This is a genomic window from Nonomuraea sp. NPDC003201, from assembly GCF_053590415.1.
Window position 1 is genome coordinate 1 of record NZ_JBSFTC010000458.1, and the last position, 6,578, is coordinate 6,578.

Consider the following 6,578-nt stretch of genomic DNA (forward strand, 5'->3'; position numbering starts at 1 on the left):
CGCTGCACAAGGTTCCCGCTCCGGGCACCTCTCTGCGCTGCTCGGCCTGCGGGTTCACCACCCCGGGCAGCCGGGAGAGCCAGGCCATGTTCGTGCGAGGGCGGCCGTGATGCCGGCCAGGCCGCCGCCGACCACCGCCACCGGCGCGATCGTCATCACAGGGGCAGCCCTCTCATGCCGACGGCAGTCGTCGCAGACCCGCGTCGGGCCGGCTCATGGTCATGAGGACACGCGCCCACGCCCCGAGCAGGCGTACGCGGCGTGGCCGGACGGCTCGGCCCAGGACGTCGTAGCGGGCGCCGCTCAGCGCGGCCAGCGTCGCGTGGCCTCCCGCGACGTAGCCCGCGACCGCCGTACGGGCGAAGCCGGACAACGAGGCGACGATCGGCTCCCCTTCGGCCAGCATCGTCCCGGCCCGCGCGGCCTGCACGGCCACCACGTCGCGCAACCGGGGTGACGTGGCCGCCGCCGCGAGATCGCCGATCGGGCAGCCCGCCCGGCGCAGGTCCTCCTGCGGCAGGTAGACGCGGCCGCGCCGGTGGTCCTCGCCGACGTCCTGGCAGTGCTCGATGACCTGCAACGCCGAGCAGACCTTGTCGGACAGGGCCAGGCGGGGGCCGCTGACCTCGCCGAACACGTACAGGACGAGATGGCCGACCGGGTTGGCCGACAGCTCGCAGTAGCCCAGGAGCTCGTCGAACGTCTCGTAGCGGGTGACCGTCTGGTCGAGCCGGTTGGCCTCGATGAGGCGGCGGAACGGCTCGGCGGGGATCGAGCACTCCTGGACGGTACGGGCCAGCGCGCGGAGCGGGCCGAGCCGTGGCGGCCGGCCGTCGTACAGCCGGGCGAGGTCGGCCTCGACCTCGTCCAGCAGCCCCAGGCGGTCGCCGGGGTCTCCCTCGTCGCCGAGGTCGTCCACCGTGCGCGCGAAGCCGTACAGAGCCATGAGGTGGTCGCGGTGCCGGCGCGGAAGCAGCCGGGAGGCCACCGGGAAGTTCTCCCGGCGCGCCTTTTCCGCCGGCTCCCGCGAATGGCATCTCTCTGACCGCACGACAGGGAAATTATCCGGCCCTGGGGAACGCAAACATGACGGCATTCCGCTGCCCGGCCATTTGCGCGGAATTTACTCGCGGGCCGGGCCGGGAAAACGCCGTTTGAATTCCACGGGAAAGGGGGAGTGGCCGTTATGGAAACGCGATGCCGTGCTCGCGCAGCGGGCCCACGCGGAGGCCCATGCCCCTGCAGCGCTCCACGAGCGCGGGGAGGGCGTCGAGCGCCGGTCGCCAGGACCCAGGAACGGAGGCGTGGTCGGAGTCATGGAGCAGGACGGTCGCGCCACCGCGCAGCCCGGCCGCCACGGTGGCCAGCACCGAGCCGGGCGTGGCCGCCGCCTCCCAGTCCCGGCCCCAGACGGTCCACAACACGGGGCGCAACCCGTGCAGGCGGGCGGAGACCAGCGCCTCCAGGCTGAGCGCGCCGTACGGCGGGCGATACCACGTCGCGCGCACGCCGCCGACCGCCCGCACCAGGTCGGCGGTCCGCCCGATCTCGGCCGTCAGCCGTCCCGGCGGGGCGAGCAAGGGGTTGCCGTGCCGCCAGCCGTGCACGGCCAGCTCGTGACCCTCGGCCACGATGCGGCGGCCCAGCCACTGGTGGCGTTCGAGCAGCTCGCCGAGGACGAAGAAGGTCGCGTGACAGCCGAGCCGCCCCAGCTCGTCCAGGAAGCGCGGGGTCGAGCCGGGATGGGGCCCGTCGTCGAAGGTGAGCGCCACATGGCCGGGGTCGCCGACGCCGGCGACGGAGGGCATCCGCCGGCGGACCGGCGGCAGCCAGGTGACGGCGGGACCCGCGTGCAGCAGCGCCAGGCAGGCGAGCCCGAGCGGCAGCGCGGCGCGGCCGATCGGGGGACATGAGATGTCCAGGCTGGTCCTCATTCTCAGCGCGCCGATGGGCAGCGCCCATGACCGGGTCGCCGCCGAGCTGGCCGCCCGGCTCGCGGCCGAGAATGCCGATTCAGAGATCATCGATGTCCTCCAGCTGCTCCCGTTCAGGCTGGGATCGGCGCTGCGCCGCGGATACCGCTGGATGATCCTGCGCGCCCCCTGGCTCTATGACGTCATCTACCAGGTCTTCTTCGTCGGCAAACGGGCCGCGGGCACCTCGCCGCTCACGGTGCTCGCGCTGCCCGCCCTGCGCCGCCTCGTCGCCGCCCGCTCGCCCGACGAGGTCGTCTCGACCTTCCACCTGGCGGCCCAGATCGCGGGGCTGCTGCGTGAGCGCGGCGGGCTGCCCTGCCCGAGCACGGTGCTGATCGTCGAGTTCACGGTGCACCGGCTGTGGCTGCACCCCGGCAACGACCGGTATCTGTGCCCGAATCCCGACATCGTCGGGGAGATCGCCGCCCGGAGCGGCCGCCCGGCGCTCTGCTGCGCCCCGGTCGTGCGCCCGGAGTTCGCGCGGGCGGTGGCCGATCCCGGGGGAGTGGCCGGCCGCGTCGGCGTGGACCCCGGCGACCGGCTCGTGCTGGTGTCAACCGGTTCGTGGGGCGTCGGGGACGTCGTCGCGACCGCGCGCACCCTGGCGGGGTCGGGGCGGTACACGCCGATCGTCCTGTGCGGGAACAACGCCGAGCTGCGGCGCCGCCTGCGGGCCGCCGGGCTGGGCCCGGCGCTGGGGTGGCGCGACGACGTGCCGGAGCTCATGGCGGCCGCGTACGCCCTGGTCGACAACGGCTCCGGCCTGACCTGCCACGAGGCCTTCGCCGCCGGGCTGCCGGTCGTCATCCACCGGCCCATCGGCGGCCACGGCCTCGCCGGCGCGCGGGCGATGGCCGGGGCCGGGGTGAGCCTCCACACGGGCACCGCGTCGGAGCTGCTGGCGGCGCTGGACCTGCTCGAGGACCCGCGATCGCGCAAGCGCCAGGTGGACCGGGCCTCCGCGCTGTTCTCCTCGATGCCGGTCCAGGCGGGCCTCATTTCCGCGCCGAGGGGGCCGCGCTCTGATCCTGGATGAGCGGCGAACGGGTCAGCACGATGACCCCGTAGACCAGGAGCCCGGCTCCCGCCGCCTCCATCACCAGCCACGGCCCGGCGCGGATCGGCTCCCCGTACATCAGCGCGCCGTACAGGATGCCCGCCAAGGGGTCGCTGATGGTCAACGCCGGCTGGGCGACGACGAGGGTGCCGCTGTGCAGGGCGTTCTGCAGGAGGAACAGGCTGCACAGGCCCGCGGCCAGCATCGCGTACAGGGGCCAGGAGACCGGCAGCGCGCGGGGGTCGTCCGCCAGGATCATCGTGCACTTCTTGATGAGCGTGGCCGTGAAGGCGAAGCCGATGCCCGCGGCCACGCCCAGCGTGGCGGCCCGGATGGGCCCCCTGGTCATGGCCCCCACCGTCACCAGCGCGGCGATCGTGGCCGAGGTCGCGGCGGCGGCGATGATCCATTCGGCCGTGTCCGGTGACCACCGCCCCGGGCCGGGGACCGCGGCGGCGAGGAACATCGCGAGGCCGGCCGACAGCGCCCCGATGGCCAGCCACGATTTCCCGTCCAGAACCGTGCCGAACGCCCAGGACATGATGATCATGGTGAACGGGAGCTCGATCACCAGGGCCGGCTGGACCAGGGCGATGCCTCCCTTCGACAGCGCCGCCGCCTGGAAGAGGAAGCCCCCGATCATTGCCACGATCCCCCACCGCCACAGCGGGTTGCCGATCAGCGCCCGGATCAGGCCGAACCGCAGCCCCAGCTCCTGCGGCAGCGGTCGCGCCGCTCGCCGCTGCAGGACCGACGTGGCGGCGTTGCACACCGCGGCGAGCACCGCCAGCAGCGCGGCAGCGATCAACTCCCACGCCTCGCGAGGGCACGTACCGCGACCATGGACTTCTCCCTCGTCGTCAGCGACATCCGGGAGGCCAGCGCCCGGGCGGGATCGGCGGCGATGCGGTCGAGCAGGCACCGGTAGATGCCGGCCATGGTCGCCGTGCAGGCGGCGCTGCGCGCGTCCAGCATGGGCAGCAGGCGCATCCCGGTGGCGAACCAGTCGCGCGCCCGGTCCGCCTCGAACCTGACGAGCGCGGCCAGGCGCTCCGGCGGGTCGCTGAACCGGCCGTACGCGTCGACGTCCAGGGTGCAGCCGAACCGTTCGAGGTCGTGGGCGGGCAGGTAGACCCGCTTGGCCAGGCGGTCCTCCCGCAGGTCGCGCAGGATGTTGGTGATCTGCAGGGCCACCCCGAGCGCGTCCGCGAGCGGCGTGGCCGCCTCCATGTCCTCCGCGTCCTCCGCGCCGAACACGCCCAGCGAGAGCCGCCCGATCGAGCCGGCGACGCACCGGCAGTAGCCGACCAGGTCGTCGAACGTCTCGTACGTGCTCCCGCGCACGTCGGCGGCGCAGCCGTCGACGAGGTCCGAGAACGCCGCGAGCGGGATCGGATAGCGGCGGGCGGCCTCGAACAGCGCCACCAGCACGAGGTCGTGCCGCGCGGGAGCGGTCCCGTCGAGCATCCCGCGGATCGCGGACAGGCGGGCCAGCCGCCGCCCGGCGGGGCCGTCGCCGTCGGCGATGTCGTCGATCCTGCGGGCCAGCGCGTAGACGGCGCTCAGCGCGCGGCGCTTGGGGGCGGGCAGCAGTCGCAGGCCGAACGAGAAGTTGCGGGCCTGAGTGCGCATGATCTGCTCGCAGTGCCGGTACGCGTCGTCGACGCACACCGCCCCGGCCGCATCGCGAGAAGAGGCACAATCATGCCGTCGCCACAGATTCGCGGCTCGGGCGAACATCATGGCCGCGACGGCCGTTCGCGTCGTTTCCCCCAGAACATGAGAGATGGCTGTCCGTTGTGTCGTGGCAATAAACTCGGGCGACGGTCCGATGGAGCGCTGCCGGTAATTACCGGGCGAATTGTTTACGCCCCGCTGAACTATTCGGCAATGGGCCGGGAAATTCGCGGCGCGCGTTTGGCGGGGGTGTGCGGGGTAGTGCTGGACAGGGTGAGCACCATCGAGCGGGTCGCGGCGAGCGCGTACCGGATACCGACCGATCAGCCCGAAGGCGACGGCACCCTGGCCTGGCGGGCGACCACGCTGGTGGTCGTCACGGTGACGGCCGGCGACATGACCGGCATCGGCTGGACCTACGCCCCCGCCGCCACGGCGTCTCTCGTCACGGAACTGCTGACCGAGACGATCATCGGGGCCGACGCGCTCGGCATCCCCGCCCTGTCGGCCGCCATGAACCGGCAGGTGCGCAACGCCGGCCGGCCCGGCGTCGCCGGATACGCGCTCTCCGCGGTGGACGTCGCGCTGTGGGATCTGAAGGCGCGGCTGCTCGGCGTCCCGCTCGTGCAGCTGTTCGGTGCGGCGCGCGAGGAGGTCCCGCTGTACGGCTCGGGCGGCTTCACGACGTACGACGACGCCGCCACCACGGCCCAGCTCGCCGGCTGGGTGCACGACCAGGGGATCGGCCGGGTGAAGATCAAGATCGGCGAGTCCTCCGGGACGTGCCCCGAGCGCGACCTGCGCCGCGTGGCGCTGGCCCGCCGCGTCATCGGCGAGCGGGCCGAGCTGTACGTCGACGCCAACGGCGGCTACGGCGCCAAGCAGGCCGTCCGCGTGGCCGAGCGGATGCGCGAGCACGAGGTGACCTGGTTCGAGGAGCCGGTCTCCTCCGACGACCTGGCCGGGCTGCGGCTGGTCCGCGAGCACTGCGCCGCCGACGTGACCGCCGGGGAGTACGGCTGCGACCCGCCCTATTTCAACCGCATGTGCCAGGCCCGGGCCGTCGACTGCCTCCAGGTCGACGCCACTCGCTGCGGCGGCTACACCGGCTGGTTCGCCGCCACCGCCATCGCCGCCGGGCACCACCTGCAGGTCTCCGCCCACTGCGCGCCCAACCTGCACCTCCCGGCCGCGGCCGCCACCGTCAACCTGCGCCACATCGAGTGGTTCCACGACCACCAGCGCATCGAGTCCACCCTGTTCGACGGCGCCGCGGACCCCACCGGCGGCCAGGCCCGCCCGCACACCGGCACCCCCGGCCACGGCCTGACGCTGCGCACCGGCACCGCGCAGACCTACCGCGTGGCCTGAGGGCACTTAAGCCCGGTCAGAAGGCCACGCCGCAGCGCAGGATGACGTTGGCGTACGGGTGCGCCTCCCCGGTGCGCACCACCAGCCTGCTGGCGGCGGAGAGCCGCTTGAGCCGTTCGTGCGGCACGTACGCCAGCTCCGGCAGCCGCTCGCCGAGCAGCTTGGCGCAGGCGGGGTTGCCCGCCCGGACCTCCTCGGCCGCCGTGGCGCCCTCGACGACGATCTCGGCGAGGATGCCGTCGAGCACGTCGGCGAACGACGGGATGCCCGCCACGAACGCCAGGTCCACCACGTCCGCCCCCGACGGCAGCGGCATGCCGCTGTCGCAGATGAGCAGCTCGTCGGTGTGCCCGAGCCGCGCCAGGGCACCCGCCAGGGCCGCGTTGATGACGCCGCCGCGCTTCACAGGTCCTCCACCTCCGCCATCGTCGGGTACGAATCCTGCGCCCCCGCCCGGCGCACGGCCGCGGCCCCCACCCTCGCGGCGAACGCCGCGG

At 73.6% G+C, this 6,578-nt stretch carries 7 protein-coding genes; 2 read left to right on the forward strand and 5 right to left on the reverse strand.

From position 1 onward, the window contains the following. Positions 1-172: 172 nt before the first annotated feature. Together hpnC and ACWDX9_RS57730 are read right to left on the reverse strand one after the other, a co-directional pair. The gene (gene hpnC / locus ACWDX9_RS57725) at positions 173-1,051 is read right to left on the reverse strand and encodes a squalene synthase HpnC (protein WP_449971741.1); all 879 of its coding nucleotides are present in this window, start codon (positions 1,049-1,051) and stop codon (positions 173-175) included. 133 nt (positions 1,052-1,184) lie between these two features. After that, the gene (locus ACWDX9_RS57730; protein WP_449971744.1) at positions 1,185-1,934 is read right to left on the reverse strand and encodes a polysaccharide deacetylase family protein; all 750 of its coding nucleotides are present in this window, start codon (positions 1,932-1,934) and stop codon (positions 1,185-1,187) included. Between ACWDX9_RS57730 and ACWDX9_RS57735 the strand changes: the two genes are divergently transcribed. Then, the gene (locus ACWDX9_RS57735; RefSeq protein WP_449971747.1) at positions 1,915-3,012 is read left to right on the forward strand and encodes an MGDG synthase family glycosyltransferase; all 1,098 of its coding nucleotides are present in this window, start codon (positions 1,915-1,917) and stop codon (positions 3,010-3,012) included. The genes ACWDX9_RS57730 and ACWDX9_RS57735 overlap by 20 nt on opposite strands. On the opposite strand, the gene ACWDX9_RS57740 is transcribed toward ACWDX9_RS57735, so the two are convergent. After that, positions 2,972-3,841 (reverse strand): DMT family transporter, encoded by an 870-nt coding sequence (locus ACWDX9_RS57740; RefSeq protein WP_350732969.1) that lies wholly within the window; start codon positions 3,839-3,841, stop codon positions 2,972-2,974. The genes ACWDX9_RS57735 and ACWDX9_RS57740 overlap by 41 nt on opposite strands. Then, positions 3,838-4,704 (reverse strand): phytoene/squalene synthase family protein, encoded by an 867-nt coding sequence (locus ACWDX9_RS57745; protein WP_449971750.1) that lies wholly within the window; start codon positions 4,702-4,704, stop codon positions 3,838-3,840. The genes ACWDX9_RS57740 and ACWDX9_RS57745 overlap by 4 nt, the downstream gene beginning before the upstream one ends. A 279-nt stretch (positions 4,705-4,983) precedes the next feature. Here ACWDX9_RS57745 and ACWDX9_RS57750 point away from each other — a divergent pair, with 279 nt between their 5' ends. Then, on the forward strand, positions 4,984-6,081 hold the full coding sequence (locus tag ACWDX9_RS57750; RefSeq protein ID WP_449971753.1) for an enolase C-terminal domain-like protein: 1,098 nt from the start codon (positions 4,984-4,986) through the stop codon (positions 6,079-6,081). Positions 6,082-6,097: 16 nt separating this feature from the next. On the opposite strand, the gene rbsD is transcribed toward ACWDX9_RS57750, so the two are convergent. Next, positions 6,098-6,487: a D-ribose pyranase gene (gene rbsD / locus ACWDX9_RS57755; RefSeq protein WP_449971755.1), complete on the reverse strand. Its 390-nt coding sequence runs from the start codon at positions 6,485-6,487 to the stop codon at positions 6,098-6,100. Between the last annotated feature and the right edge of the window lie 91 nt (positions 6,488-6,578).